A 25,929-nucleotide genomic window follows, 5' to 3' on the forward strand; every position below is an offset into this window, starting at 1 on the left:
AGTGCGAGATGAGTCGTAGTCGTCGCCAGTTTCTGGCCGACATGGCCAAGGGGGCCTGCGGTGTGGGCCTGCTTGGCGTGGGGCTAGGTGGCATGGCCCGCCAGCAGGCGCAAGCTGTGCCTGCCCAGGCGCTGCGCCCGCCTGCCGCCCTCGATGAAACAGAGTTCCTCAGCGCCTGCGTGCGTTGCGGGCTCTGCGTTGAGGCGTGCCCCTACGACACCCTCAAGCTCGCCCGGCTGTTTGACCCTGTGACCACCGGTACCCCCTATTTCAAGGCGCGTGCCGTGCCCTGCGAGATGTGTGATGACATCCCTTGTGTGGTGGCCTGTCCGAGCGGGGCGCTGGATCAGCAGATGACCGACATCGATCAGGCCCGGATGGGGGTGGCAGTGCTCATCGATCACGAGACCTGTCTCAACTATCTGGGTCTGCGCTGCGATGTCTGTTATCGGGTCTGCCCGCTGATTGACAAGGCGATCACTCTTGAGCTGCAGCATAACCAGCGCACCGGCAAGCATGCCATGTTCCTGCCCACGGTACACAGCGATGTCTGTACCGGCTGTGGCAAGTGCGAGCATGCCTGCGTGCTGGAGGAAGCGGCCATCAAGGTGGTGCCACGCCAGCTCGCCAAAGGTGAGCTGGGTCATCACTACCGGCTCGGCTGGGAAGAGAAGGCCAAGGCGGGGAACAAGTCGCTCATCGGCGACAGACTCACCCTGCCCACCCGCAAACCGGAGGGGTTATGAGTCGTTATCCGGGGGAAGAGGCTCGCATCAAGCTGGGTTGGTGGCGTTCCCACCGCTTCCTGCTGCTGCGTCGGCTGAGTCAGTTCAGCGTGCTCGGGCTGTTTTTGCTGGGGCCGTTGGTGGGTATCTGGATCCTCAAGGGCAACCTCTCCAGCTCGCTGTTGCTGGAGACGGTGCCGCTGACCGATCCCCTCACGCTGTTGCAGTCGCTGGCGGCGGGTCACTGGCCCATCACCACTCTCTGGCTGGGGGCTGCCATTGTACTGGCCGGTTACTGGCTGGTCGGGGGAGGGTGTTCTGCTCCTGGGTCTGTCCGGTCAACCTCATCACGGATGCTGCAGCCTGGCTCAGGGTGCGCCTTGGCCTCAAGGGCAATGGCCAGTTCAGCCGTGCGACCCGCTACTGGCTGCTGGCCATGGTGCTGGTGGTGCCAGCGGTGGTCGGGGTGATGGCGTGGGAGCTGGTCAATCCGGTGTCACTCGCCATGCGTGGTCTGCTGTTTGGCATGGGGGCTGGCTGGGCCCTGCTTGCAGCGCTGTTCCTGTTCGATCTCTTCGTGGTTGAGCGGGGTTGGTGCGGTCATCTCTGTCCAGTGGGGGCTTTCTATGCCCTGGTCAACCGGGTCGGATTTATCAAGATTTCTGCCAAGGGGCGCGAGCGGTGCAACAACTGCATGGATTGTTATGCGGTCTGCCCGGAGCGTCCCATCCTGCGCGGGCCTGTTCACGGTGCCAAGCGCGGTCACGGGCCCTTGATTGCGGCTCAGGAGTGTACCAACTGTGGCCGCTGCATCGATGTCTGCGCGGAACAAGTTTTTGAAATCACTGTAGGTTTTGCCGTCAAGGCAGAAAAAACGTCGGAGAACAAATAATGAAAAAGCTGATTGGAGCAATGCTGGCCTGCCTGATGGCGGGATCCTTGATGGCAGCGGCCCCCGAGATCACCAACAGTACCGGTGGCCTCAAGTCCGAGCGTGGCGCCACCGATCTGGTGACCGATGCCACCGCCGCGCCCCTGAAAAACTTCCGCAAGGATGGCGCGCCCTACGATCGCCAGTACATGCATCAGCCGCCGCTGATCCCCCATGACATTCGCAACTACGAGGTGGATACCAAGGTCAACAAGTGCCTGGCTTGCCACAGCTTCAAGAATGCCAGTGCCATGAAGGCCCCCAAGATCAGTCCGACTCACTTCGAGACCCGCGACGGCCTGACCCTGGGTGAAGTGTCGCCGCGTCGCTACTTCTGCCTGCAGTGCCATGTACCGCAAGCGGATGCCAAGCCGCTGGTGGAAAATACCTTTAAACCGGTTGAAGCGCTGAACTGAGGAATCCATAGATGAAATTACCCGGCTTTATCCAGCGTCTGTGGACCACCTTCAAGTCACCATCGAAGGCGGCTCTCTGGGTCATCTTGCTGATGGGCTTCTTCGGTGGCGTGATTTTCTGGGGTGGCTTCAACACCGCCATGGAAGCTTCCAACACCGAGGCCTTCTGCACCAGTTGTCACGAGATGAAGGACAACGTGTTCGAGGAGTATCGCGATACCATCCACTACGCTAACCGCTCCGGTGTGCGGGCCAGCTGCCCGGATTGTCACGTACCCCATGAGTGGACCTACAAGATCATCCGCAAAGTGCAGGCTTCCAAGGAGCTGTGGGGCATGATCACCGGCAAGGTGGATACCCGCGAGAAGTTCGAGTCACACCGACGCGAGATGGCGGAGCGGGAGTGGCAGCGGATGAAAGAGACTGATTCGCGCGAGTGCCGCAACTGCCACAACTTCGAGTACATGGACTTCTCCCTGCAGGGGCAGCGTGCCGCCAAGATGCACTCTACCAATCTGGCCAGTGGTGAAAGTACCTGCATCGACTGTCACAAGGGGATAGCTCACCAGCTGCCCGACATGACCGGGGTGAAAGGGTTCTGATCCTGCGACGACAGGCCGGGTTTGCCCGGCCTGCGTTTTGTTCATATATGGGACAAGCATCAGATTTGTGTGTCTTTTAAATCCCATATCTCGTGAAACCTTTGATAGAATCAGCCCGCCGTCACACGCTTGAGCAAGTTGGTCACCCCTGTCTGCGTCCGTTTTTGCGCCCTGACAGCTGGCCTCTCATACCCCTTCTCTTCCTGCCTCGTTGACGGCCCATAGCCACAAGGAGCTGCCCGATGGGACAGAAACACAACGCATTTATTCCCCTCAAGATCGCCGTGCTGACGGTCTCCGACAGCCGCACCGCCGCCGATGACAGCTCGGGCGACTATCTGGTCTCGGCCCTTACCGACGCGGGCCATCAGCTGGCCGATCGGGCACTCTGCCCGGACAACCTGTTTCGCATCCGCGCGCGGGTGAGCGAGTGGATCGCCGATGAGGGGGTGCAGGTGGTACTGATTAACGGAGGTACCGGCTTCAATGAACAGAACCGGGTACCGGAAGCGGTCGGTGTGCTGTTCGAGCGCACCGTACAGGGTTTTGGCGAGATGTTCCGTCAGCTCTCTTTTGCCGAGATTAAAGGCTCCGCCATGCAGAGCCGTGCGCTGGCGGGACTCGCCAATCGCACCCTGATCTGCTGTCTGCCCGGCTCCACCGGCGCCTGTCAGCTGGGTTGGGAGCAACTGATCCGCGATCAGCTCGATGCCCGCACCAAGCCGTGCAACTTTGTCTCCCACCTCTGAGAGCAAACGATGAACCAGACCGATCCCAAGCAGACCCAGCCCAACCTGACGCATCTGAACCAGAGCGGCGAAGCCCATATGGTGGATGTGACCGACAAGCAGGTGACCGAGCGCGAAGCCCGCGCCGAGGCGTTTGTTACCATGGCCCCCGAGACGCTGGCGCTGATCCTGAGCGGCCAGCACCACAAGGGTGACGTGTTCGCCACCGCCCGCATCGCCGGTATCATGGCCGCCAAGAAGACCTCTGATCTGATCCCACTCTGCCATCCGCTGGCCTTGACCAAAGTCGAGGTGGAGATAGTGCCGCTGCCCGAGCAGAATCGGGTGCATATCCGCACCCTCTGCAAGCTCTCCGGCAAGACTGGTGTCGAGATGGAGGCACTGACCGCCGCGTCGGTAGCGGCGCTGACCATCTACGACATGTGCAAGGCGGTGCAAAAGGACATGGTGATCGAGCAGGTGCGGCTGGTAGAGAAAAAAGGCGGCAAGTCTGGCCATTTTCAGTTGGGCTCAACGAGCGGGGAACAAGCATGATCAAGGTACTGTTTTTTGCGCAAGTAAGAGAGCTGGTAGCGTGTGACGAGCTGAACCTGCCGTGCGACTACGCCACCGCCGAACAACTGCGCGCGGCGCTCTGTGAGCGCGGCGACAAGTGGGCGCTGGCGCTGGAAGCTGGCAAGCTCTTGGTCGCGGTCAATCAGACCCTGGTGCCCCTCGATACCCCCATCAATGATGGCGATGAGGTGGCCTTCTTCCCACCGGTGACCGGAGGTTAAGGATGAGCGAGGCAACCATGACCGATCGCATTCTGGTGCAGCGGGAGGATTTCTCGCTGGCGGACGAATATGCCCGTCTCGCCACCCGCCCCGACAGTGGCGCCATCGTCACCTTCGTTGGCAAGGTTCGCGACTTCAATCAGGGGGAGGAGGTGAAGGGGTTGGCCCTCGAGCATTACCCCGGTATGACCGAGAAGGCGCTGGCCGATATCGTTCAGGAGGCCCGCCGCCGCTGGCCGCTGCAGGAGTGTACCCTCATTCATCGTATCGGCGAGTTGTGGCTTGGCGATCAAATCGTGCTGGTGGCGGTGAGCAGTGCCCACCGCGACGCCGCCTTTGACGCCTGTCACTTCATCATGGATTTCTTGAAAACCCGGGCGCCGTTCTGGAAAAAAGAGCTGACCGCCGAGGGTGTGCAACGCTGGGTCGAGGCCAAAGAGAGCGACAACGCCGCCGCTGCCCGCTGGCAAGCCTGACCTGTTCATCACGAGGGGCGCAGGTTCAACGGGAACCACGGCCCCGCCAAGGGGCGCGGATGTGCGGGCCCCATCAGGAGAAAGGGAATGAAACCGCTGTTATCTGTTGTCATCGCCGGCGTCTGCGCCGCCACCTTGCATACCGGTGCCGTGCAGGCCGATGAAGTGAAAGTGGCCGTGGCGGCCAACTTCAAGGGCACTATCGAGCGTATCGGCAAGGAGTTCACCGCCAAGACCGGCCACACCCTGGCCATATCGTCAGCCGCTACCGGAGTGCTCTACACCCAGATCAGTCACGGTGCGCCGTTCGATCTCTTCCTCTCCGCCGATGCGGCGACCCCCGAGAAGCTGGAAAAAGAGGGCAAGGGGAACGATCGCTTCACCTACGCCATCGGCCAGCTGGGGCTGTGGAAGAAGGGGGGGCCGGCCCCTGACGAGGCGACCCTGCGTAGCTGGAAAGGCAACCTCGCCATCGCCAATGCCCGCACAGCTCCCTATGGTGCAGCCGCCATGGCTACCCTCACCCATCTCAAGATCGATCCCAAGCAGTACCGGTTGCTGACCGGCGCCAACATCGGCCAGACCTGGCAATTTGTCGACACCGGCAATGCCGAGCTGGGCTTTGTCGCCTGGGCCAATCTGGTTGAGGCGGGCAAGACTGGTGAAGCCTGGGCAGTGCCAGCGAGCTTCTATCCTCCCATCGAGCAGCAGGGGCTGGTATTGAAGAAAGGTGCCGCGGTCGAGGCGCTGGTCGCCTGGCTCAAGGGGCCGGGTCAGGCGCAGATCAAGGCAGCTGGTTATGCCTTGCCCCAATAAGGGGATGGGCCTGATGCGATACCCTGAGTGGTCGGCCTTCGGGTCGGCCACTCTTTGCAATAAGGATGGATACCATGCCGTTGGGGGCATTTATCAACCGGGAGGTCGGCAATGAGTGAAGGGGATCTGCTGGCGGTCTGGCTCACCCTGAAGCTTGCGGCCTGCACCACAGCGATTTTGCTGTTGCTGGCACCGCCGCTGGCCTGGTGGCTGTCGCGCAGTCAGAACCGCCTGCGGCCGCTGGTGGAGGCGCTGGTGGCGCTGCCGTTGGTGCTGCCTCCCACGGTACTGGGTTTTTATCTGCTGCTCGCCTTCTCCCCCGAATATGGCTTCGGCGCCTGGTGGCGCGACACCTTTGGTGCCCCGCTCGCCTTCAGCTTTCTTGGCCTGCTGTTTGCCTCCATCCTCTATTCGCTGCCGTTTGTGGTGCAGCCGCTCACCTCCGCCTTCGTCAACATGGGCAACAAGGAGCTGGAAGCTGCTGCGACCCTGGGGCTCGGCCCGCTGGAGCGCTTCTTCCACATCATCTTGCCGATGACCCTACCAAGCTTTGTAATGGCGGCGGCGCTCGGCTTTGCCCACACCCTAGGGGAGTTTGGCGTGGTGCTGATGATTGGCGGCAATATCCCCGGCGAAACCCAGGTGCTCTCCATCGCCCTGTTTGATCATGTGGAGGCGATGGACTATCAGAACGCCCATATTCTGGCGGGCGGCCTGATGGCCTTCTCGTTGGTGATGCTGGTGCTGGTCTACGGGGTGTTGCAGCGCCGACAGCGGAGAGTGTTTGGATGAACCAGTCCGCTACTATGCCGCCTGTGAACGTGCCGCACCGCCATGCCTTGAACCTCCATGTCCGACGCGGGTTTGGCCCTTTTACCCTCGACTGCGCACTGACCCTCGAACTGGGTGGGATCCTCGGCCTGTTCGGCCCTTCAGGCTGCGGCAAGAGCACACTGCTGCGCATCATCGCCGGGCTAGATCGCCGAAGCGTGGATCGCTTGCTGTGGTGCGGGCGGGAGTATGCTCAACTTCTGCCCGAAGCGCGCCGGATCGGACTGGTGTTTCAGGACTCGCGCCTCTTCCCCCATCTGACGGTGCTCGGCAATCTGCAACTGGCGGCCCGCAAGGGGCGAGGGCGCTGGCAGCCCGAGGCGCTGGCGGCGCGGCTCGGTTTTGCCGAGTTGCTGGGGCAGCCTGCCCATGCTTTGTCGGGTGGGCAACGCCAGCGGGTGGCATTGGGGCGGGCGCTGCTGGCCGAACCCGATCTGCTACTGCTCGATGAGCCTTTCTCGGCGCTCGATCGGCGCAGCCGCATCCATCAGGCCCATGTGCTCAAGGGCTTGCAGCAGGAGAGCGGCATCCCGATGATCTTCGTCAGCCACGCCATGGAGGAGGTGAGCCTGCTCTGCGATCAGCTGGTGCTGCTGGAAGGTGGCAGGGTGGAGGCGCAAGGTCGGCCGAGCGAGATCTTCGCCCGCACTGATCTCTCGCTCGCCAGCCGTGACGATGCCGGGGTGATGCTGGCGGCGACCCTCTCTCACTACGATGAAGAGGAGCAGATGGCGACCTTGCAGCTTGGTGAGCAGCAGCTGCGGGTCACCATGACCCATGTGCCGGATGAGAGCGGCCCTTTGCAGATCAAGGTGGCGGGGCGGGATGTGGTGATTGCCACGGCACCCATCGAGCACTCCAGTCTCTCCAACTGTCTCGTCACCCGTCTGCTGGCGGTGCGCGAGGTGCGCCCCGGCCAGACTCTGTTGCAGTTAGCGCTGGGTGAGCAGATACTGCTGGCCCGGATCACCAGCCGCTCCGCCAGGCGGCTGGCGCTGGCGCCGGAGCAGCAGATCTACGCTTATATCAAGGCGGTGAGTCTGGTCAGCGAAGGCTGATTGGGCACCGTGCTGATAACGTGGCAGGATGGCCACGGGCAACATAACAACAAGAGATGGTTCAGGTGATGAGTCGAGAGGCAATACACTGATGCGCCGCAATCAGGTGATGAAATTCAACGGTCTTGCCCTGCGCAGCGCAGGAGAGGGCCCCTTGCTGTTGCTGCTGCATGGGCTGGGCTCCTCCAGCCTCGACTGGCAGGCGCAGATCGAACGGTTTTCCGAACACTACCGGGTGGTGGCGCTGGACTTGCGTGGCCACGGCCAGAGCATGCAGGAGGGGCCGTTTGACGTGGCGACCCTGGCAGCCGATGTGGTGAGCTGGCTCGATGAGCAGCCGGAGCCCGCCTGGGTGGTGGGATTGTCGCTCGGGGCCATGGTGGCGCTGGAGCTGGCGCTGCAACTGCCCCACAAGGTGCAGGGGCTGGTGCTGGTCAACGGTTTTAGCGAGTTTCTGCTGGAAACACCCAAAGAGCAGGAGCGTTACGCCCAGCGCCTCAAGTGGCTGCGCTGGTTCGGTATGCGCCCGCTCGCCTGGTGGCTGGGACGCGAGCTCTTCCCGGGCCCGGATCTGGCACAGGTGCGCCACACCTTCCGGCTGCGTTTCGTGCGCAATAAAAAGAAAACCTACAAGGCGCTGCTGGAGGCGTTACCCGGCTGGTCGGTACGCGCCCGGCTTGGCGCCATCTGGCAGCCGGTGGCCATCATCTCCACCAGTCACGACTACCTGCCGCTGGCCAAACGGGTAGAGCAGTTTGCCGCCCTGCCCAACGCCACCATCCACACTCCCAACGGCCACCACGCCTGGCCCGCGGAAGATCCCTCGGGCTTTAATCACCTGTTGCAACGGATCCTCACGACCCATTGAGGAAGGGGTTGTTAGGTGCAGGTACCAAAAAGCCGAACCACAGGGTTCGGCTTTTTTGATCCCGTTTGCGTCAAGGGTGGGAGCAGACGGGGCAGTCGGGGCGCTTGGGTAGCTTCATCTCGCGGAAGGTGCCACCGAGGCCGTCGATCATCAGCAGGCGGCCGCTGTAGCTTTTGCCCATGCCTGCCAAGAGCTTGATAGCTTCCAGTGCTTGCAGGCTGCCCACCAATCCCACCACGGGGGCGAGCACGCCCGCCTCGACGCAGGTGAGGGCCTGCTCGCCAAACAGGGCGCTGAGGCAGGCGTAGCAGGGTTCATCTTCCTGCCAGGTGAAGCTGCATAGCTGTCCCTCCAGCCGGATTGCGGCGCCACTGACCAGCGGAACCCTGTGTCGGCGTGCCTTTTGGTTGAGCAGGTTGCGAATGGCCAGGTTGTCAGTGCAATCCAATACCAGCTGGTGTTGGGGCAACAGGGTATCGAGCAGCGCCTCGTCGGCCACGGCCGCGTGGGTCTCGACGTTGAGCCAGGGATTGAGCGCGCGCAGCGACTGGGCGGCAGAGTCCACCTTGTAGTTGCCGATGCGCTCATCGTTGTGCAACACCTGACGCTGCAGATTGGAGAGCTCCACCTTGTCGAAATCGACCAGGGTGAGCTGGCCAACTCCGGCTACCGCCAGATACTGGCTGGCGGCGCAGCCAAGGCCACCAGCGCCGATCACCAGCACACGGGCCTGCTTGAGCGCCTCCTGTCCCTCGAAGTCGAAGGATTTGAGGATGATCTGGCGGTTGTAGCGCAGCAGTTCGGCGTCGCTCAGGATCTCGCTCACAGCAGCAATCCCCCGAATGGCTCCACGGTCACCGTCTCGCCCGCGGCAACGCGGCCCCGTTCCCGTTCAAGAACGATGTAGCAGTTGGCTTGCGACAGGGAGCTGAACACGGCGGAGTCCTGCGAGCCGGTGCTGCGCACCTCGAGGCCGTTTGGCCCTTGGCTCATGATGCCGCGCTGGAAGTCGAGTCGGCCGGGGCTCTTTTTGAGTGGTTCGGCCGCAATGGCCTGTAGCTGGAGCGGGCGCTCGAAGCGTTGGCCCGCCAGCTTGGCCAGAGCCGGTTGCACCAGCTGATCGAAGGTGACCATGGCGGAGACGGGGTTGCCCGGCAGGCCGAAGAACCAGGCGCGGGGCAGACGGCCAAAAGCAAACGGCTTGCCCGGCTTGATGGCCAGCTTCCAGAAGCCAATCTCGCCGAGTTCGTCCAGCAGTTGTTTGGTGAAGTCCGCTTCCCCTACCGAAACGCCGCCGGTGGTGATGAGTACATCGGCCTCTTCGTCGGCGCGGATAAAGGCGGCGCGTAGCTGGGCCGGATCGTCGGGGATGATGCCAAGGTCGAGGCAGTCGCAGCCCATACGTGCCAGCATGGCCCGCACGCCGTAGCGGTTGGAGTCATAGATATCGCCGTGAGCAAGCGGGGTACCGACCGGTTTGAGCTCGTCGCCAGTGCTAAAGATGGCCACTTTCAGCGGTCGGCGCACCGCGACGGTAGCCACGCCGAGGGATGCCAGCAGCGGCATTTCGCGCGGGGTTAGGCGAGTGCCAGCAGGCAGCACGCAGGCGCCCTTGCCGATATCGCTGCCGGCGCGGCGGATGTTCTGGCCCGGTTCGGGTTGTGCCAGAAAAGTGATCCGATCGCCGTCGGCCTGCGTTTCTTCCTGCATCACCACCGCATCGGTGCCTGCGGGTACCGGGGCGCCGGTCATGATCCGCACGCAGTGGCCAGCGGGCCACTCGCCCTGATAAGGCTGACCGGCAAAGGCCTTGCCCGCCATGATGAGCGGGGTGCCGCTGGCGAGATCCGCAAGGCGTACGGCATAACCGTCCATGGCAGAGTTGTCGAAGGGGGGCACGGCGAGTGGGGAGGCGATATCACAGGCCAGTACCCGGCCAAGGGCCTCTGGCAGGGGCAACTGCTCGCTGTCGCAGCAGCAGGCGAGTTGTTCCAGCATCCCTTGCAGGGCATCGCTTAAGGGGAGTAGTCCGCTGGTATCAAATCCCATCGTCATGACCTCTTGTGATGATTGAAGGCGGGATTATCACAAAAATCCCCGGGGATGGGCAGGTTATCTCAAGGGAATCTCGGGGTAATCGGCGCAAAAACGGGGGTAGATGGCCATAAAGTATGAGGTGACGCACAAGTTGACTTGAATCTTGGCGGCAATGGCCGTTTACTATGCCGCCATAACAGATGGCCGTCACAACCTGTGTGGCTACCATTACAGCGATACCGTCGGCCCTGTACGCCGCCATAACATAAGGGGTTGCTCCTTGAGCGGCCCTCACAGTCCCTGAGCGTGGGAGAGAAGATAATGACAACCTTAAGTCCGGAAGCCTTGCTGGTCAGGGCTGCCCTCGAAGCCCAGGGACTGGAAACTCCCCTGGTCACCAACGAGTTTAACAGCCAGCAGAAGCGGGAGAAGATCGAAGGCCATATGCGCTCCATCATGGAGACGCTGGGGCTGGATCTGACCGATGACAGTCTGGCCGAGACGCCGCACCGCATCGCCAAGATGTACGTCAACGAGATCTTCTCAGGCCTCGACTATTCCACCTTCCCCAAGGTGACGGTGATCGAGAACAAGATGCAGGTGGACGAGATGATCATGGTGCGGGACATCAGCCTCACCAGCACATGCGAACACCACTTCGTCACCATCGACGGCATGGCCCATGTGGCCTATATCCCTCGTGGCAAGGTGATTGGCCTGTCGAAGATCAACCGCATCGTGCAGTTCTTTGCCCGCCGTCCCCAGGTGCAGGAGCGGCTGACCCAGCAGATCTTGCTGGCGCTGCAGACCCTGCTCGGTACCAAGGATGTGGCTATCAGCATCAAGGCGACCCACTACTGCGTCAAGGCACGCGGAGTGATGGACTCCACTTCCTATACCACCACCACCTCCCTCGGCGGGGTGTTCAAGACCCAGCCCGATACCCGGGCCGAGTTTCTCGGTGGCCTGCGCGGATAAGATGGCGGTTGTTTTGTAACCGCCACGCTGAATAAACGAGACGCCAGCAGCCATTGCTGGCGTTTTTCATTGGTCCCGGATGAGAGTGGCGGCCTGCAACGGCTTGACCCGCGCTGCTTGCCTTATGCAAACGTTATGCATTTTTCCGATTTATTCATCTGGGCGGTATATTTAATCGAACACGAAAAACCCCTCGTTTTCACCTTACAAAAAGTAACCGGGCAGACTCTTTCCGAACCATCACAATCCGGTTACTCTAGCGCCCCCTCACGGCTCTCGCTGCCGCTCATGGAATTCAGAGATATTCATCAAGGTTGGATGGTGCGCCACTGAACAGGTGGCCAGACAGTTCATGCCAGGAGGGCGTGAACCGGACGAGTGCTACGAATTTAACGACCACCAGGATATCCCATGAATACCAGTACCATGACCATAGGTAAAAAACTCACCGCCGGCTTTGCCGTGCTCGGTTTGATGGTCGCCTTTATCGGCGGTTTTGCCCTTGTCCAGTTTGGCAACATGAATGATGTTGCCATCCGGTTTACCGACAGCATCTTGCCAGCGGTCAATCGCACCAGCGCGATCGGGGATTCTCTCGGTGAGTTGCGTCGTTATGAGCTGGGTTATTTCGTGGTGGCTGCCGAGCCGCTGAAAAGGGCTGAATATCGGAATATTGCCAGTCAACAGCTTAACGCGATCGCGCAGCAGTTGATTGCCCATGACAAGACGATCTGGCCTGAGGATGTGGCGGAGCGCCGTACCTTCGATACGGTGAAATCTGACTGGGATCGTTACGTCGCACTGCACCAGCGAGTCCAACAGCTGCAAGACAGCGATCAGCTTGCCGAAGCCCAACGCATCTTCCTTGAGGAGGGGGTTCCCCTTTATACCGCGCTGAGCAAGTCAGTGGCCTCCCTTATCCAGATTAACCATGGTTATGCGTCTGAATCCCGCAGTGATATTGTCGACTCTTATCAATCCGCCAATCTGAGTGTCACCATCGCGCTGGTGATCGGTTTGATCCTTGTGGTGGTGCTCTCCGTGGTACTGACCCGCCAAATTCGCGACCCGCTGATCATGCTGGCCCGTCAGGCCCAGCGCATTGCCAATGGCGAGCTGGGGCAGGGCGAACTGCAGCAGTGGATCCGTGACAGCCGCTTCAACCGCGATGAACTGGGCCAGCTGGGTTCCGCCATCAACCGGATGCAGGGCTCCCTCTCCGATCTGGTGAGCGAGATCGCTGGCTCCGTGAGCCAACTCAGCAGTGCGGTGGAGGAGGTGAGCGCCATCTCCAGCCAGTCTGCCAGCGGCATGGCTATCCAGCAGAACGAAGTCTCCCAGGTGGCGACTGCCATGAATGAGATGCAGTCCACCGTCAACGAAGTAGCCCGCAACACCACGGATGCCATGAGCGCCGCCAAGGATGCCTCCCGCACCTCCGCTGCTGGCAGCGAAGTGGTGCGCAGCTCGATTACCAGCATCGAAGAGGTGTCGGTCAAGATTGAACAGGCAGGCACAGTGGTACAGCAACTGGAGGCCGACAGCGCCAACATCAGCGTGGTGCTGGATGTGATCCGCGATATTGCCGGTCAGACCAACCTGCTGGCCCTTAACGCGGCCATCGAAGCGGCCCGTGCCGGTGAGCAGGGTCGTGGTTTTGCGGTCGTCGCCGATGAAGTTCGCTCCTTGGCACAGCGTACCCAGGACTCCACCGCCGAGATCAGCAAGATGATCGAGCTGTTGCAGAGCCGCGCCGCCGAGGCGGGCAACGCCATGCAGCTGAGCCGTCACCAGATGCAGGAGAGTGTCGGTCTGGCACGGGATGCCGGTACCAGTATCGAGACCATCAACGGTGCCGTGGTGCGCATCACCGACATGAACACCCTGATCGCCACCGCAACCGAAGAGCAGAACGCGGTGACCGAAGAGCTCAACCGCAGCATCGTCAACATTCACAATGCCGCTGACGAGAATGCCCAGGGCGCTCATCAGATCGCCCAGGCTTGCGTCGAGCTGAGCAAGCTGGCCAACACCCTGCACCATATGACCCAGCGCTTCACCCTCTAAGGGTTGATGCATGGATAACAGAAGGCCCCGCCAATTGGCGGGGCCTTGTTGTTTCTGGTGTTGTGGAAGGGCTCAGCTCAGGCCGACTATCTCGCCGTTCTCATCGATATCGATATGGCGATAGGCAGGCAGACTGCCCAGCCCCGGCATGGTCATGATGGGGCCCGCCAGCGCATAGATGAACCCGGCACCGGCGCAGAGCTTCACCTCGTCGATGGGCACCTCGAAATCGGTCGGCACGCCCTTGAGAGCGGGGTCATGGCTGATGGAGAGCGGCGTCTTGGCCACGCAGATGGGCAAGTGATCCCACCCTTCGGCGGAGAGTTGCGCCAGCTGCTGGCGGGCTTTGTCGGAGAGCTGCACTCCGCGGCCGCCGTAGCCGCACTCCACCAGGGTAGCCAGCTTGGCGTCGAGGCTCATCTCGTCGGGGTAGAGCAGTTTGACTTTGCTTGGCTGCTCGCAGGCGGTGACCACGGCGCGGGCCAGCTCGCTGGCACCGGCACCACCCTGGGTGAAGGCGTTGGAGATGGCTGCGCCACAGGCACCGGCTTGCTGCGCTTCATGGGCCAGCAGCGCCAGCTCGGCCTCGCTGTCGGTGGGGAAGCGGTTGATGGCGACCACCACCGGCACCCCGTAGCGACGGGCGTTCCGGATATGCCAGGCGAGGTTGGCGCAGCCCTGCTTGAGGGTTGGCAGATCTTCCCCTTGCAGGCTGGCTGGCAGCGGCTGGCCCGGGCGGATATCGAGCAGGCCGCTGTTGGCCTTGAGGCCGCGCACCGTGGCCACCAGCACCACGCAGGCGGGGGTAATGCCGGATTGGCGGCTCTTGATGTTGAAGAACTTCTCCAGCCCCATGTCGGAGCCAAAACCTGCCTCGGTCACCACATAGTCGGTCAGACCAAGGGCGATGCGATCGGCGATCACCGAGGAGTTGCCGTGGGCGATATTGGCAAAGGGGCCGGCGTGCACCAGCACCGGTGTCTGCTCGGTGGTCTGCATCAGGGTCGGTTGCAGCGCATCTTTGAGCAGCACCGTCATGGCGCCCGCTACTTCCAACTGTTCGGCGGTAATGGGCTTGCCGTGAATATTGCGGGCCAGCTGGATGCGGCCGATGCGCTGGCGCAGGTCTTTCAGATCGCTCGCCAGCGCCAGAATGGCCATCAGCTCGGAGGCGGCGGTAATGACGAAGCGATCGCTGCGCTCTACACCATCGGCAGCGCCCCCCTGTCCAATCGTGAGGTGGCGCAGGGCGCGGTCATTCATGTCGAGGGTGCGTGGCCAGAGGATGTTGTCGGCATCGATATCGAGCCGCGGCAGGCCGGTTTTGGCGGTGAACTGGTCGCCGAGTTTGCGCTCATGGAACAGGCGGGCATCGAGGGCTGCAGCCGCCAGATTGTGAGCCGCCGTCAGAGCGTGAAAATCGCCGGTGAGGTGGAGGTTCATCTCCTCCATCGGCACCACCTGGGCGTGGCCGCCACCTGCGGCCCCCCCCTTGACCCCGAATACCGGACCGAGACTCGGCTGGCGGATAGTGGCGATGCTGGGCTGGCCGATATGGTTGAGCCCCATGGAGAGGCCAAGGGTAGTCACCGTCTTCCCTTCACCGAGTGGGGTAGGGGTGATGGCGCTCACCAGTACCAGCTTGCCGCTCTGCTTGGGTTGAGACGTGAGCAGGTCGAGGCTGAGTTTGCCTTTGTAGTGGCCATGAGGGCTGAGCAGGTGCTGGGGGATGGCGAGGCGTTCGGCCAGCGCGTGGATTGAGAGACTGGGGGACTGGCGGGAGATCTCGATATCGCTTAGCATCAGCACCTCGTTGGCATATCGGGGTAAAATATGCGGCGCAGTCTAGTGGAATATAACGGGTAATCCAATGACGAAAACGATTTTATTTGGTGAGGGTGAGGTTCGTCAGAATCCTGTTCGGCTGGATCTCAACGCACTCTATCATCCCCCCAAGCAGCCGATGACGGCGCTGGGGATTGTCAGCGCGCTGGTGCCGTTGTTCGGTTTCGGCTGGCAGGCGATGACCCAGGACCCCGAAACCCAGCTGCGCCACGAGATCCGCAAACGGGTCAACAAGCACAAGACCGACGAGGCAAACCTCATTTTGATCCTGCAACTGGCCGCCATGTTTGACTGCCCCGAGATTGAAGTGGCGCTCCCCTATGCCCTCAGTGAACCGCAGTTGTCGGTGATCCGCACCCGTCTGCCACGCTGGCAGTTAAGCCTCGAGCAGGAGCGTCTGCTAGCCAAGCTCACCCCTGTTGCCGCATCCACCACCGCACCCGACCAGCGTTAGGTTACAAGCCGGACCAGCAGGCCGGACAGTCAGGCCGTATCTTCTGCTCTGGCAATCATCACGGCTTATCCCACTGTTGCGGGGCGAGATAGCGCTCCTGCACGAACTCGATAAAGCAGCGCACCTTGGCCGAGACGAAGCGGCGGTGCGGATAGACCGCATAAAGTCCCACATCTCCCTTGTCCCACTCTGGCAGCAGGCTGACCAGCTGTCCTGACCGCAGGGCCTCCCCCACGATAAAGGTGGGCTGCAATATGATGCCCTGATCATCACAAGCGGCGCGGGTCAGCGCCACCCCGTTGTTGGCCCGCAGCGGCCCCTGTGGCCGGATGCTCTGCTGCTCGCTTCCCCGTTTGAAGTGCCACTCCGGCTGGGTCAGGGTGTAGATCAGACAGTCGTGCTGCTTGAGATCCTCGGGTTTTTCCGGTCTGCCCTTGCGCGCAAGATAGGCGGGGCTGGCGCAAAGCTCGACCCGAATGGTGGCAAGCTGGCGCGCCACCAGCGAGGAGTCGCTGAGGTGGCCGATCCGCAGCGCCAGATCGAACCCCTCTTCCACCAGCGCTACCCGCCGGTCGCTGTACTCGATATCGAGCTTGAGGTCGGGAAAGCGCTGGCGAAACAGCGGCAGGGCGGGGGAGAGGTGCAGATAGCCAAAGTCCATCGGCACCGAGAGCTTGAGGGTGCCGTTGGGCTGCTGGTTGTGGTGGGTCAGCTGGCTGTGGGTCTCTTCCAGCTCTGCCAGCAGGGCGAGGGAGCGCTGGTAGTAGAACTGGCCCGCTTCGGTGGGATTGACCTGACGGGTGGTGCGCGACAGCAGCCGGGTGGCGAGGGACTCCTCCATCTGCTGCATCAGTTTGGAGGCCATGGCGACCGAGATGCCGAGCTGGTTGGCGGCCTTGGTAAAGCTCTGGCACTCCACCACCTTGATAAAGGTGCGCATGGCGGCGATCTGGTCCATTTTCCATCCTCAGTAAATAATGAATTTAATAAATCACTGATTATTCATCTTCAGAACGAGGTTAGCATTTTAATCACTGATGTGAACCCCAAGATGAAGGAACGAACGGATGAAAATGACCAAGGCTCTGCTGGCCTCCTGCCTGTTTATGGCTACCCCTCTGATGGCGGCGGATTACGATGTGGATGCGGCGCACACCACGGTGCAGTTCAAGGTGGGTCACCTGGGCTTCTCCGAGCTGGTGGGTCGCTTCAACACCTTCAGCGGCACCTTCAGCATGGATGACGCCAACCCGGCGGCCGCCAAGGCGAGCTTTGAAGTGGATGCCGCCAGCGTCGACTCCAATCACGAGGCCCGCGACAAGCACCTGCGCAGTCCGGACTTCCTCGACGTGAAGCAGTATCCCAAGATGACCTTCGTCAGCTCCGCTTACGAGGGCACCAAGGATAAAGGCGTGCTGAAAGGGACTCTGACTCTGCACGGCGTCTCCAAGGAAGTGGCCTTCGATCTGGTCAAGATCGGTGAGGGCAAGGATCCCTGGGGCGGCTACCGCAGCGGCTTCAACGCCTCCACCACCATCAAGCGCAGTGACTTTGGCGTGAACTACATGCTGCCCGGCATCCCGGACGAGATGAACATCAACCTGTTTGTCGAAGGCGTGCGCAAGTAATGGGCGCGGAACTTCTGCTGCAAACCCTGGCGGCTCCTCTGGGAGCCGCTTTGCTATCGTGGCGCTGGCCGCGACTGGGTTATCTGTGGGGCGCGCTGGCGCTCTGGCTGGTGGGCTCCTTGCTCGGTGGCCTCTATGGCATACCGGAAAAGGCGTGGCAGTGGCTGCCGCTAACCCTGTTGGTCCCCGTCATCGCGGCTCAGGTGAACGATCTGCGCGGCTCGCTGCTGCTCTTTGCCGTGATCAGTGCGCTGGTGTGGTGGCAGGGATTGGCCTCGGTACTGGTGAGCGAACCCGGGATCTGGCTGGCGCTACTGCCCGCCATCCTCTGGTTTGGCTGGAGCACCTTGCGCTGTGATAGCCGCGAGGGGCTCGGGTTTGCCCTCGGCTTTATCTGGCTGGCGCTGGTGATCGGCATCGATGGCAGTCTGCTGATTGCCCAGCTGGCCGGTGCGCTGGCCGCTTTCGCCGGTTTTCGCGCCCTGCTTACCACCTTTGTTGACATCAAGGTAGCACCCGCCGGTCTGGCGCTGGCCCTCGCCTTCGTCCAGATGCTGGCCTGGCAATATGTGGAGGTGCCGCTGCTGGTGTTGCTGCCGGTCTGGTTGCTGCCGCTGCTGGAGTGGGCGTTGCGTGACAAGCCGTGGCCAGTGCGTTGGGGTGGGCTGATCTTGCTTGCTGCCGCGGGAACCGGGCTCAGCCTATGGTGGGTGTGGCCTGCTGCTTCTTTGTACTGATTTTTGCATGAAAAACAGACAATTACAGTCATTTTTGCATACTCGCTCATACTCTTGGCAGATAATGATTGAGCCCCATATGTGTTTCAGATAAAAAGGATTTTCATTTTATTTGGACACACACAGAACCCGGCCGCGCCGGGTTCTGTTTGCCTGCTTTGCGGCACATAAGGAGGCCACAGTTGCGCAGTCAAGGATCTGAGCATCTGTTTTTTCGCCATTTCACCGGACAGGGACGTATAGATGGTCTCTGCATTCTGCTGGTCACTCACCTGCTTCCCGATCGCCCCCGTTTTATCGACGCTCTCGGTCAAATTGGACGGATTGGGGCCATTTTGCCCAAACCGAAATCGGTACACGGTCCGACCCTGGAGTGGGTGTCCCAGCACTATCCGGTGCAGCCCCTCAACCGACGCTGGACCAATGAACCCGACAGCATCATCCAGCAGATTGCGCCGCTGGTGGCCCCCCACGAACGATTGCTGATCCTCGATATTGGCGGTTACTTTGCCAAAACCCAGGTGATCTTGAGTGAATACTTCGGCCCCCGTTTCCTCGGGGTGGTGGAGATGACCGAGAACGGCCACCAGCGCTATGAGCAGGAGGTGCTGGCGACCCCGGTGGTGTCGGTGGCACGCAGTCCCCTCAAGCAGGCCGAGGATATCCAGATTGGTCTGAGCGTGGTCTACTCCGCGGAGTCGCTGGCTCGTAACCTCAACCGTACTTTCAACGTCTGCGAAGCCGTGCTGTTTGGCTATGGCAAGGTGGGGCGCAGCATCGCCCGCGACTTGCGCTGTCGCAACCTCCATCTCGGGCTGGTGGAGACCGATGTGCTGCGACAGGTCGAAGCGCTCTCTCACGGTTTTCGCTTGATCACCAAGGCCGAGGCGTTGAGCCGCGCCGAGCTGGTGATCTGCTCTACCGGCAACGGCTCGCTGGATTTGGCGGATCTGCAGGCGCTGCGCCCCGGCACCATGGTCGCCTCGGTCACCTCGGCCGACGACGAGTTTGCCTTCTCGCTGGCCCAGTTGCCGTGGCCGAGCGAAGAGGTGTGCCCTCATGTGCTGGCCCTTAACCGGCCGGATGGTACCCAGATCTACCTGCTCAACCGGGGCGAGGCGGTCAACTTCGTCCATGGCGCCGTGATTGGTGAATATGTCTATCTGGTGCTGGCGGAGATCATGGAAGGGATCCGGATGCTGGCGGCAGGCCCTCTTGCACCCGGCCTGTTCGAGCTGCCAGAATCGGCGATGCGTACCATTGCCCGCCATTGGCTGGCCGATTTTCATGGGGTTGATCAGCACTGATTTGACCAAACCGGGATCGGCCATTGGGCAGCGGTACGCCACTTCCCGCCATTGTCGCTTTTTTATGGAGTCACTCATGACCGAGTCTGAAACCCTGATCAGCAAACCCCGCATCGAAATCCGCTACTGCACCCTCTGTCGCTGGATGCTGCGCGCCGCCTGGCTGGCGCAGGAGCTGCTCTCCACCTTCGACAGCGATCTGGGGGAGGTGGCGCTGGTGCCGGCCAGCAAGGGGGAGTTCCGCATTCTGGTGAGCGGGGTGCAGGTGTGGGATCGGGTGGTCGATGACGGCTTCCCCGAGGCCAAGGAGATCAAGCAGCGGGTGCGTGACGTCATCGCCCCTGAGCGGGATCTCGGCCACTCGGATCGCAAGGCGGCCGAGTAACGCCAGATGGGCCGAGCGCCTCGAAAAGGTGCTGAGCATGAGAGCGAAAGGAGAGGGAGGCCATGGCCTCTCTCTCCTTTTTTGCCTTTGGCTGTTTGCCTGGCGCCTGCAGGGCTATAAGCGCGGCTCGGCCAGATGGCTGCCGATATAGCGGGCCCGCTTGTGGGACTTGATGCGGCTCACATCGACCCACACCAGCCCGTCGATGCAGTGGTTGAAGTCGGGGTCGATGCCAAAATCCATGAACTGCACCCCGCCCGGCTCGCACAGCTCGGAATACTGCTTGTAGAGGGTAGGGATGGCGCAGCCCAGATTGTCGAGACGGGCCTTGAGTGCTTTGAGATCAGCGCCGTAATCCACCCCCTCGAACAGAGGTTGCGTCTCGGGGTAGGGACGGCGGGAGGGGGCCAGCGCCAGCTCGGGGGCAAAGTGCTGGCGGTAGAAGCTCACCAGCAGATCCTTGGCCGCCGGCGGCAGGCTGCCGGAGAGCGACACCGGGCCAAACAGGTAGCGGTAGCGGGGATAGCGGGCCAGATAGGCACCGATGCCGAACCAGAGATAATCGAGCCCCCGCTTGCCCCAGTAGGCGGGCTGGATAAAGCTGCGGCCAAGCTCGATGGCCTGCTCCAGCCGGGGCAGCAACTTATCCTCGAAGCCGAACAGGGTGTGGCTGTAGAGACCATCCTTCCCCTTGCTGGCCAGCAACTCCGCCACCGGGGCGAACCGGTAGGCACCGATAATATCGAGCCGGGCCGGATCCCAGAGGATCAGGTGGTGATAGTCGTTGTCAAAGCCATCGAGATCCCGCCGCTTGCCGGATCCTTCCCCCACTGCGCGAAAGGCGATCTCCCGCAGCCGCCCCAGCTCGCGCAGGATCACCGAGTGGCTCAGTTCGTGGCGGCGGTAGAGGTAGATCCCCTGACCATCCGGGGTGGTGCCGAGCTGTTCGCAGCTTTCGATGGCCTGTTTGAGCTGGCGGCGATCCTCCGGCAGGGCGATGGGGGCCTCGGTCTGCAGCCGTCCCGCCTTGCCACGGCCAATCCGGTAGAGGTGGTTGCGCACCAGCCGCGCCGCCGTCTTGGCGGGTAGATCCTGAAAACTGCCGAGTGGAATGCGCGCCCCTATGGTCACCGGCAGGGTCTGCCCCTGCTGGCGAAACAGCTGGCGCACCAGCAACAGGGCTGAGGCGGGCTTGTTGAGCCAGGAGGCGAGATAGAACCAGAGGCTGTTGCGCCCTCCCAGATGGATGGGCACCAGCGGGGTACGGGTGCGCTGGGCCAGCTTGATAAAGCCTGCCTGCCAGGGGCCGTCTTTCACCCCCTTTAGGCCAAGCCGCGAGACTTCGCCTGCGGGGAAGATCACTAGCGCCCCTTCATGGGCGAGGTGCTCGTTCATGGCGAGGATGGCCTGTCGATCTGTCTTGCCCTCCATATTGTCCACCGGCAATAGCAGAGGGCGCAGCGGCGCGAGCTGGGCCAGCAGCTGGTTGGCGACGATCTTCACATCGGGGCGGATGCGGCCGAGCAGTTGCAGCAGCGCCAGTCCGTCCAGCGAGCCGATGGGGTGGTTGGCGACAAGAATGACCCGGCCGCTGTCGGGAATATGCTCCAGTTGCGCCTCGCTGACCCGATAGTCGAAATCGAGCTGGGTCAACGCCTGCTCGACAAAGTCGAGGCCGCGCAGGTGCGGGTAGCGGGCGGCAAAGTCGGCAAAGGCTTGTTCGTTGAGCAGCCAGCCCAGCAGCCGCTTTAACAGCGGGGTGAGCAGGGGGTAGCCAAGCAGGCGGGGGAAGTGCTGGGTCAGCAGGGTATCGATAGTGAACATCTGGAGGGCTCCGGCGATCCGTTGCTCCCAGCATGATTGGCACTGTTCCCGCGACATGTCAGCGGGATGACAGTTTGATGGCAGCGGCAGCCAGTAGCTCCTGAGCGACCCTCCCCGGTTTCCCTTTCTTGATGGGTGATGGCCAGATAGCAAGGGGGGCGCCGGTTAACCGGCTCCCCCCTTGGTTGTCATGGTAATCGATTAACCGCGCCAGGCTGCGGTGAGGCGCACCAGCTCCACCAGGGTGGCGACCGATTTCTCCATCGATTGCAGCGGGATGAACTCGTGCTTGCCGTGGAAGTTGTGGCCACCGGTGAAGAGGTTGGGGCAGGGCAGGCCCATAAAGGAGAGACGGGCGCCATCGGTACCGCCGCGAATGGGCTTGATTTTCGGCACCACGTCGGCGGCTTCCATGGCGGCCTTGGCCAGCTCGACGATATGCATGTGCGGCTCAATCTGGCTGCGCATGTTGCGATAGCTGTCGGTCAGGGTCAGCTCGATGCGGGCCTTGGGATACTCGGCCTGCAGGGTAGCGACCCGGCTCTGCATCTCGGCCTTGCGCGCGGTGAAATGTTCGTCGTCGAAGTCACGGATGATGTAGTGCAGGGTGCTCTCCTCCACGGTGCCGCTCATCTGGGCCAGATGGAAGAAGCCCTCATACCCGTCGGTGCACTCCGGGGTCTGCTCGGCAGGCATGGCGGCGTGGAAGCGGGCGGCCAGGGTCTGGCTGTTGATCATGCTGCCCTTGGCGGTGCCGGGGTGGACGTTATTGCCGATAAAACGCACCGTGGCGCTGGCGGCGTTGAAGTTTTCATACTCCAGCTCGCCCAGTTCGCCGCCATCCACGGTATAGGCCCACTTGGCCGGGAATCTCTCCAGCGGGAACAGGTTGGCGCCACGGCCAATCTCTTCATCCGGGGTAAAGCCGACCCAGATATCGCCGCGCGGGATCTCGGGGTGGGCCTGCAGGTGGTCGATGGCAGTGAGGATCTCGGCAATGCCTGCCTTGTCGTCGGCGCCAAGCAAAGTAGTGCCGTCGGTGGTGATGAGATCCTGACCCAGGTAGTTTTTCAGGAAGCGGTAGTCACGGATGGCGAGCACCTCGTCACCCTTGCCAAGGCAGATGTCTCCGCCCTGATAGTTTTCGATGATTTGCGGTACTACGTGCTCCGCCTCGTAGTCGGCGGTGTCCATGTGGGCAATCAGGCCGATGGCGGGGGCGTCCGGCTGGTTGCCCGGCAGGCAGCCGGTGAGGTAGCCGTTTTCATCCAGGGTGACCTGGCTCAGCCCCAGCGCCTTCATCTCTTCTTGCAGGGCGCGGGCAAAGATCAGCTGGCCTTCGCTGCTTGGGCAGGCTGGATTGGTCTCATCGGAGCGGGTATGAAAAGTTACGTAACGCAGAAAACGCTCAAGCAGGGTATCCATTAGTCAGCCTCTAACCGATTGTGAGCGGCCATTGTGGCCAATCCGTGCGGGGCACTCATTGCGTCAGCGCAGGTTTTTCCCATTTTTTGACGCAAGGGAAGAGCGGCGAATGTGCGGCGCGCGGGGCAACGTCCGGGAGGGAGATCGCATAAATGTGGCATTTATTGCGATATTTAGGCGCTGGCGGTGGCGGCCAAATTCCCCTCAGCGACCGCACAGCAAGGCGTCAGCCCAATCATGGCGTTTTCACACACTTTTCAAGGGGAAACCGGGCTGTCGCATAACCTGCGCCATCCCAGAGCCCGCCTGCCCGCCAGCAAGATTTGATCGACTTATTAAAAGGGGATTTTGAACACTATTTTTTATTGTCACTGCCCGCGGTAAGTGTGTACACTCCGCGCCGATCCAAGGGCAACCCTGAAGCAGGCAGAGCCGCCAGAAACCCGACCGATCATACGCCTATAGGGCGAGGCACGCAGAAACGACAGACACTGCTGGGGAATGGTTTCTTTAATACCGGTTAGGCTCCGGTATCAGGGAGAACAACAGACTCTCATCCTTCATTTGACCGAGTGGGCCACCGGCTCATCATCTTCCCTTGTCATGGGCGGTCACTGACGGTGAGGTGGGCTGTGGTTGTTGTCGTCTATCAACACGCATGCGTGCTGGCGCCTTCGCTTCTCTTCCTTGGAACCCTCTCCTTCTGTCGGGATCGCTGCCGAATGATGAACTGACGGCGTGGCTGATGTCGTCTGTCATCAAAGTACCGCGGCGCTACGGCATAGTGGCACCGCATACCGTTGAGCTTGATGTAAAGCCACCAGCCCCACATCAAGACTCGTTACTTCCCCAAGATCCACCAGGCAGCCTCTGGCTTGCCGCGATGTGCAAAGGGTTGGTTTGGGTGGCTGCGTCTCGTGATGGCAGCGCTCGCCGTACTCTGCACTAGATGGTCTGGATGTGATTGAGGGTAACGAAGGCGACTTTGGGTCGCTCATTTGCGAGGCATAGCCCATGACTAACTGGTCCAGCAAGGACTCCTTGAAGGTCTACAACGTTCCCTACTGGGGTGCGGGTTTTTTCAATATCAATGACGCCGGTCATGTGACCGTCGCCCCCGACAAATCACGCCCTGACGCGCATATTGTGCTCTCTGACGCCATCGAACAGTTGCGTCAGTCCGGGCTGACCACCCCCGTGTTGCTGCGCTTCCCCGACATTCTCAAGAGTCGGGTCGATGCGCTGTTCAACGCCTTTGGTCAGGCCATCGAGAAGTCAGGCTATGAAGGGGACTACCTCTGCGTTTATCCGATCAAGGTAAACCAGCAGCGTCGTGTCATCGAGACCATCAGCCAGTCCTACAGCGACAAGCCCCGGCTTGGCCTGGAAGCTGGTTCCAAACCGGAACTGCTGGCCGTGCTGTCCCATCACCATGAGCAAGGCTCGGTGATCGTCTGCAACGGTTACAAAGACCGCGAATATATCCGCCACGCCCTCCTGGGCAACCTGATGGGCCACAAGGTCTACATCGTGGTGGAGAAGCCCTCCGAGCTGGAAATGGTGCTGGACGAGTCAGCTCGTCTCAACATCAAGCCCAACATCGGGGTGCGTGCCAAGCTCGCTTCCACCGGCTCCGGCATGTGGGAATCGAGCGGTGGCTCCATGTCCAAATTTGGTCTCTCCGCCTCCCAGATCCTGGCGCTGATCGAACGTCTGCGCGGGCTGGGCAAGCTGGATTGCCTGCAACTGCTGCACTTCCATCTGGGCTCCCAGATCGCCAATATCCGCGACATTCAGGGCGGCATCCGCGAGTGCGGCCGTTTCTACGCTGAACTGCGTCGCCTCGGTGCCAACATCGAAGTCGTGGACGTCGGTGGTGGCCTGGGCGTGGACTACGAGGGAACCCGTTCCCAGAGCCACTGCTCCGCCAACTACAGCCTCTCCGAGTACGCCAATAACGTGGTATGGGGCATCGGTGATGTCTGCCGCGAGTTCGATCTGCCGCACCCGACCATCATCAGCGAGTCCGGCCGTGCCCTGACAGCCCACCACGCCGTGCTGGTCACCAATATCATTGGTGCCGAAGGTGTGGAGATGAACGACATCAGCGCGCCGGACGAAGATGCGCCGACCATTCTGCAGAACATGTGGAAAGGCTGGCTGGATCTGCGCAGCGAAGATCCCTCCCTGCTGGAGATCTTCCATGACTCGGTGGCAGATCTGGGTGACGTGAATACCCAGTACACCATGGGCCTCTTGAACCTTGAACAGCGTGCCTGGGCCGAGATGCTGCACCAGAACACCTGTCTGGCGCTCAAAGAGATGCTCAACCCGGTCAACCGCAACCACCGTGCGCTGGCTGACGAACTGAGTGAAAAGCTGGCGGACAAGTGCTTTGCCAACTTCTCTCTGTTCCAGTCCCTGCCGGATGCCTGGGGTATCGGTCAGGTATTCCCGGTGATGCCGCTGGCCGGTCTCGATCGTCCGCTTAGCCGTCGCGGTATCCTGATGGATATCACCTGTGACTCCGACGGTCAGGTCGAGCACTATGTCGACGGTCTGGGGGTCGAGAGCACCCTGCCGATGCCGGTTTATGGCGAAAACGAAGAGTGCCACGTCGGCTTCTTCCTGGTCGGTGCCTATCAGGAGATCCTCGGCGATCTGCACAACCTGTTCGGTGACACCCACTGCGCGGAAGTGTGGCTGGACGAAGAGGGCAAGATGGACATTCGCAACGTGGTGCGTGGCGACACCGTCGACCAGCTGCTGCGTTACGTCAACATCGACCCGTCCGTGATCCGCGAAAACTACCAGCGGATCGCCGCTCACCCGGCGCTGGACGATGCCACTCGCAAAGCCCTGCTCGATGAGCTGGAGCTGGGCCTGCAAGGCTACGCCTATCTGGAAGACGAATAAGCGCCCGCGCTTGACGTTCGCCGTGAAGGCATAAAAAAGGGAGGCATTTGCCTCCCTTTGTTCTATCTGTTCCTCCTG

General features: G+C 61.4%; 25 protein-coding genes and 1 pseudogene. 20 read left to right on the top strand and 6 right to left on the bottom strand.

The features are described from left to right. Positions 1-8 precede the first annotated feature (8 nt). The 12 genes and pseudogenes from napG (at position 9) to ACTG20_RS08800 (ending at position 8,248) form a co-directional block, all read left to right on the top strand. A complete protein-coding gene (napG, locus tag ACTG20_RS08745) occupies positions 9-746 on the top strand; it encodes a ferredoxin-type protein NapG (RefSeq protein WP_064340968.1) in 738 nt (245 codons plus the stop codon). Further along, positions 743-1,617, top strand: a pseudogene (napH, locus tag ACTG20_RS08750) (quinol dehydrogenase ferredoxin subunit NapH). The gene napG and the pseudogene napH overlap by 4 nt, the downstream one beginning before the upstream one ends. Next, on the top strand, positions 1,617-2,072 hold the full coding sequence (locus tag ACTG20_RS08755; protein ID WP_005334452.1) for a nitrate reductase cytochrome c-type subunit: 456 nt from the start codon (positions 1,617-1,619) through the stop codon (positions 2,070-2,072). Before napH ends, ACTG20_RS08755 begins: the two are co-directional and overlap by 1 nt. A gap of 11 nt (positions 2,073-2,083) precedes the next feature. Further along, entirely contained in the window at positions 2,084-2,674 is a 591-nt protein-coding gene (locus ACTG20_RS08760; RefSeq protein WP_005353459.1) for a cytochrome c3 family protein, read from the top strand. 242 nt (positions 2,675-2,916) lie between these two features. Beyond that, the gene (gene moaB / locus ACTG20_RS08765; protein ID WP_005344126.1) at positions 2,917-3,423 is read left to right on the top strand and encodes a molybdenum cofactor biosynthesis protein B; all 507 of its coding nucleotides are present in this window, start codon (positions 2,917-2,919) and stop codon (positions 3,421-3,423) included. 9 nt (positions 3,424-3,432) lie between these two features. Continuing rightward, the gene (gene moaC / locus ACTG20_RS08770; protein ID WP_194495827.1) at positions 3,433-3,957 is read left to right on the top strand and encodes a cyclic pyranopterin monophosphate synthase MoaC; all 525 of its coding nucleotides are present in this window, start codon (positions 3,433-3,435) and stop codon (positions 3,955-3,957) included. Further along, on the top strand, positions 3,954-4,199 hold the full coding sequence (gene moaD, locus ACTG20_RS08775; RefSeq protein ID WP_107685090.1) for a molybdopterin synthase sulfur carrier subunit: 246 nt from the start codon (positions 3,954-3,956) through the stop codon (positions 4,197-4,199). Before moaC ends, moaD begins: the two co-directional genes overlap by 4 nt. A 2-nt stretch (positions 4,200-4,201) precedes the next feature. Beyond that, positions 4,202-4,675 (top strand): molybdopterin synthase catalytic subunit MoaE, encoded by a 474-nt coding sequence (moaE, locus tag ACTG20_RS08780; RefSeq protein ID WP_064340972.1) that lies wholly within the window; start codon positions 4,202-4,204, stop codon positions 4,673-4,675. Positions 4,676-4,762: 87 nt separating this feature from the next. Beyond that, positions 4,763-5,491 carry a molybdate ABC transporter substrate-binding protein gene (modA, locus tag ACTG20_RS08785; RefSeq protein WP_194495826.1) on the top strand — a complete coding sequence of 243 codons (729 nt, stop codon included), beginning with the start codon at positions 4,763-4,765 and terminating at the stop codon, positions 5,489-5,491. Positions 5,492-5,602: 111 nt separating this feature from the next. Beyond that, complete coding sequence (modB, locus tag ACTG20_RS08790; protein WP_005361814.1) at positions 5,603-6,283, top strand: molybdate ABC transporter permease subunit; 681 nt, start codon at positions 5,603-5,605, stop codon at positions 6,281-6,283. Then, positions 6,280-7,380 (top strand): molybdenum ABC transporter ATP-binding protein, encoded by a 1,101-nt coding sequence (gene modC / locus ACTG20_RS08795; protein WP_376787908.1) that lies wholly within the window; start codon positions 6,280-6,282, stop codon positions 7,378-7,380. The genes modB and modC overlap by 4 nt, the downstream gene beginning before the upstream one ends. 91 nt (positions 7,381-7,471) lie before the next feature. Further along, on the top strand, positions 7,472-8,248 hold the full coding sequence (locus ACTG20_RS08800; RefSeq protein ID WP_194495825.1) for an alpha/beta fold hydrolase: 777 nt from the start codon (positions 7,472-7,474) through the stop codon (positions 8,246-8,248). Between the two features lie 70 nt (positions 8,249-8,318). Here the strand turns inward: ACTG20_RS08800 and moeB are convergent, their stop codons facing one another. Beyond that, positions 8,319-9,074, bottom strand: coding sequence for a molybdopterin-synthase adenylyltransferase MoeB (moeB, locus tag ACTG20_RS08805; RefSeq protein ID WP_194495824.1), 756 nt, complete (start codon positions 9,072-9,074; stop codon positions 8,319-8,321). Then, on the bottom strand, positions 9,071-10,297 hold the full coding sequence (gene moeA / locus ACTG20_RS08810; RefSeq protein WP_196783505.1) for a molybdopterin molybdotransferase MoeA: 1,227 nt from the start codon (positions 10,295-10,297) through the stop codon (positions 9,071-9,073). The genes moeB and moeA overlap by 4 nt, the downstream gene beginning before the upstream one ends. Before the next feature lie 309 nt (positions 10,298-10,606). Between moeA and folE the strand changes: the two genes are divergently transcribed. Then, entirely contained in the window at positions 10,607-11,263 is a 657-nt protein-coding gene (gene folE, locus ACTG20_RS08815; RefSeq protein WP_194495822.1) for a GTP cyclohydrolase I FolE, read from the top strand. Between the two features lie 411 nt (positions 11,264-11,674). Then, positions 11,675-13,330, top strand: a complete 1,656-nt coding sequence (locus ACTG20_RS08820; protein WP_194495821.1) for a methyl-accepting chemotaxis protein — start codon at positions 11,675-11,677, stop codon at positions 13,328-13,330. Positions 13,331-13,402: 72 nt separating this feature from the next. Here the strand turns inward: ACTG20_RS08820 and ACTG20_RS08825 are convergent, their stop codons facing one another. After that, positions 13,403-15,133, bottom strand: a complete 1,731-nt coding sequence (locus tag ACTG20_RS08825; protein WP_194495820.1) for a formate--tetrahydrofolate ligase — start codon at positions 15,131-15,133, stop codon at positions 13,403-13,405. Between the two features lie 67 nt (positions 15,134-15,200). Here ACTG20_RS08825 and ACTG20_RS08830 point away from each other — a divergent pair, with 67 nt between their 5' ends. Further along, positions 15,201-15,629: a hypothetical protein gene (locus ACTG20_RS08830; RefSeq protein WP_106842653.1), complete on the top strand. Its 429-nt coding sequence runs from the start codon at positions 15,201-15,203 to the stop codon at positions 15,627-15,629. A gap of 58 nt (positions 15,630-15,687) precedes the next feature. Here ACTG20_RS08830 and ACTG20_RS08835 read toward each other — a convergent pair whose 3' ends face one another. After that, positions 15,688-16,587, bottom strand: a complete 900-nt coding sequence (locus tag ACTG20_RS08835; protein WP_194495819.1) for a LysR family transcriptional regulator — start codon at positions 16,585-16,587, stop codon at positions 15,688-15,690. 109 nt (positions 16,588-16,696) lie between these two features. On the opposite strand from ACTG20_RS08835, the gene ACTG20_RS08840 reads away from it, so the two are divergent. The 4 genes from ACTG20_RS08840 to ACTG20_RS08855 all read left to right on the top strand — a co-directional run bounded on the left by ACTG20_RS08840 (position 16,697) and on the right by ACTG20_RS08855 (position 19,686). Beyond that, positions 16,697-17,257: a YceI family protein gene (locus tag ACTG20_RS08840; protein WP_194495818.1), complete on the top strand. Its 561-nt coding sequence runs from the start codon at positions 16,697-16,699 to the stop codon at positions 17,255-17,257. Further along, complete coding sequence (locus tag ACTG20_RS08845) at positions 17,257-17,994, top strand: hypothetical protein (RefSeq protein WP_194495817.1); 738 nt, start codon at positions 17,257-17,259, stop codon at positions 17,992-17,994. The genes ACTG20_RS08840 and ACTG20_RS08845 overlap by 1 nt, the downstream gene beginning before the upstream one ends. Before the next feature lie 182 nt (positions 17,995-18,176). Then, on the top strand, positions 18,177-19,301 hold the full coding sequence (locus ACTG20_RS08850) for an adenosylhomocysteinase (protein WP_194495816.1): 1,125 nt from the start codon (positions 18,177-18,179) through the stop codon (positions 19,299-19,301). 76 nt (positions 19,302-19,377) lie between these two features. Next, positions 19,378-19,686 carry a SelT/SelW/SelH family protein gene (locus ACTG20_RS08855; protein WP_043821170.1) on the top strand — a complete coding sequence of 103 codons (309 nt, stop codon included), beginning with the start codon at positions 19,378-19,380 and terminating at the stop codon, positions 19,684-19,686. Between the two features lie 114 nt (positions 19,687-19,800). Here ACTG20_RS08855 and ACTG20_RS08860 read toward each other — a convergent pair whose 3' ends face one another. Both ACTG20_RS08860 and pepT read right to left on the bottom strand, forming a co-directional pair. Next, the gene (locus ACTG20_RS08860; RefSeq protein ID WP_194495815.1) at positions 19,801-21,510 is read right to left on the bottom strand and encodes a lysophospholipid acyltransferase family protein; all 1,710 of its coding nucleotides are present in this window, start codon (positions 21,508-21,510) and stop codon (positions 19,801-19,803) included. A gap of 201 nt (positions 21,511-21,711) precedes the next feature. After that, positions 21,712-22,935, bottom strand: coding sequence for a peptidase T (gene pepT / locus ACTG20_RS08865; protein ID WP_194495814.1), 1,224 nt, complete (start codon positions 22,933-22,935; stop codon positions 21,712-21,714). Positions 22,936-23,949: 1,014 nt separating this feature from the next. Here pepT and speA point away from each other — a divergent pair. Continuing rightward, complete coding sequence (gene speA, locus ACTG20_RS08870) at positions 23,950-25,851, top strand: biosynthetic arginine decarboxylase (protein WP_005344160.1); 1,902 nt, start codon at positions 23,950-23,952, stop codon at positions 25,849-25,851. Positions 25,852-25,929: the final 78 nt, after the last annotated feature.

Source organism: Aeromonas sp. 84A (assembly GCF_051919345.1).
Classification (GTDB): Bacteria; Pseudomonadota; Gammaproteobacteria; order Enterobacterales; family Aeromonadaceae; genus Aeromonas; species Aeromonas veronii.

Excerpts from the sequence above, each read along its gene's own strand:
- napG (WP_064340968.1), top strand. The coding sequence starts at position 9 with ATGAGTCGTAGTCGTCGCCAGTTTCTGGCCGACATGGCCAAGGGGGCC.
- ACTG20_RS08755 (WP_005334452.1), top strand. The coding sequence starts at position 1,617 with ATGAAAAAGCTGATTGGAGCAATGCTGGCCTGCCTGATGGCGGGATCC.
- ACTG20_RS08760 (WP_005353459.1), top strand. The coding sequence starts at position 2,084 with ATGAAATTACCCGGCTTTATCCAGCGTCTGTGGACCACCTTCAAGTCA.
- moaB (WP_005344126.1), top strand. The coding sequence starts at position 2,917 with ATGGGACAGAAACACAACGCATTTATTCCCCTCAAGATCGCCGTGCTG.
- moaC (WP_194495827.1), top strand. The coding sequence starts at position 3,433 with ATGAACCAGACCGATCCCAAGCAGACCCAGCCCAACCTGACGCATCTG.
- moaD (WP_107685090.1), top strand. The coding sequence starts at position 3,954 with ATGATCAAGGTACTGTTTTTTGCGCAAGTAAGAGAGCTGGTAGCGTGT.
- moaE (WP_064340972.1), top strand. The coding sequence starts at position 4,202 with ATGAGCGAGGCAACCATGACCGATCGCATTCTGGTGCAGCGGGAGGAT.
- modA (WP_194495826.1), top strand. The coding sequence starts at position 4,763 with ATGAAACCGCTGTTATCTGTTGTCATCGCCGGCGTCTGCGCCGCCACC.
- modB (WP_005361814.1), top strand. The coding sequence starts at position 5,603 with ATGAGTGAAGGGGATCTGCTGGCGGTCTGGCTCACCCTGAAGCTTGCG.
- modC (WP_376787908.1), top strand. The coding sequence starts at position 6,280 with ATGAACCAGTCCGCTACTATGCCGCCTGTGAACGTGCCGCACCGCCAT.
- ACTG20_RS08800 (WP_194495825.1), top strand. The coding sequence starts at position 7,472 with ATGCGCCGCAATCAGGTGATGAAATTCAACGGTCTTGCCCTGCGCAGC.
- moeA (WP_196783505.1), bottom strand. The coding sequence starts at position 10,297 with ATGGGATTTGATACCAGCGGACTACTCCCCTTAAGCGATGCCCTGCAA.
- folE (WP_194495822.1), top strand. The coding sequence starts at position 10,607 with ATGACAACCTTAAGTCCGGAAGCCTTGCTGGTCAGGGCTGCCCTCGAA.
- ACTG20_RS08820 (WP_194495821.1), top strand. The coding sequence starts at position 11,675 with ATGAATACCAGTACCATGACCATAGGTAAAAAACTCACCGCCGGCTTT.
- ACTG20_RS08825 (WP_194495820.1), bottom strand. The coding sequence starts at position 15,133 with ATGCTAAGCGATATCGAGATCTCCCGCCAGTCCCCCAGTCTCTCAATC.
- ACTG20_RS08830 (WP_106842653.1), top strand. The coding sequence starts at position 15,201 with ATGACGAAAACGATTTTATTTGGTGAGGGTGAGGTTCGTCAGAATCCT.
- ACTG20_RS08835 (WP_194495819.1), bottom strand. The coding sequence starts at position 16,587 with ATGGACCAGATCGCCGCCATGCGCACCTTTATCAAGGTGGTGGAGTGC.
- ACTG20_RS08840 (WP_194495818.1), top strand. The coding sequence starts at position 16,697 with ATGAAAATGACCAAGGCTCTGCTGGCCTCCTGCCTGTTTATGGCTACC.
- ACTG20_RS08845 (WP_194495817.1), top strand. The coding sequence starts at position 17,257 with ATGGGCGCGGAACTTCTGCTGCAAACCCTGGCGGCTCCTCTGGGAGCC.
- ACTG20_RS08855 (WP_043821170.1), top strand. The coding sequence starts at position 19,378 with ATGACCGAGTCTGAAACCCTGATCAGCAAACCCCGCATCGAAATCCGC.
- ACTG20_RS08860 (WP_194495815.1), bottom strand. The coding sequence starts at position 21,510 with ATGTTCACTATCGATACCCTGCTGACCCAGCACTTCCCCCGCCTGCTT.
- pepT (WP_194495814.1), bottom strand. The coding sequence starts at position 22,935 with ATGGATACCCTGCTTGAGCGTTTTCTGCGTTACGTAACTTTTCATACC.
- speA (WP_005344160.1), top strand. The coding sequence starts at position 23,950 with ATGACTAACTGGTCCAGCAAGGACTCCTTGAAGGTCTACAACGTTCCC.